This is a genomic window from Paenibacillus farraposensis (assembly GCF_020736845.1).
In the GTDB taxonomy this organism is placed as follows: domain Bacteria; phylum Bacillota; class Bacilli; order Paenibacillales; family Paenibacillaceae; genus Paenibacillus; species Paenibacillus farraposensis.
Map to the genome: position 1 here is coordinate 1 of NZ_JAFFQR010000075.1, position 259 is coordinate 259.

The 259-nt window shown below is 44.0% G+C and carries 1 protein-coding gene; it reads left to right on the plus strand.

Features of this window, described 5'->3' with window-relative positions:
- The coding region (locus JO375_RS12605) for a hypothetical protein (RefSeq protein WP_229524812.1) at nt 1-259 on the plus strand (259 nt) is incomplete at both ends.

Genomic DNA, 259 nt, shown 5'->3' on the forward strand with positions numbered 1-259 from the left:
CAAGTTTATGAGTGGATTGGAACATTTTCACCTTACAAAAGAGCAAGGGTGTATTTTGTAGTTAGAGTCGTACTTTCTTGGGACGGCTCTTTTTATTTTTCTTTACCATCAAGCCTGGTAGAAGCCGGTGAACCAGTCTGCAACTTTATTTTTCAGTCTAATACTTGTTTTCTTCAGATAAAAACAGCGAAAACATGGCTCATGCTACTGGCTCTAAGGCGGCAGCCGCCACCTAAGAGCCAGTACGCACCGCTGGGCC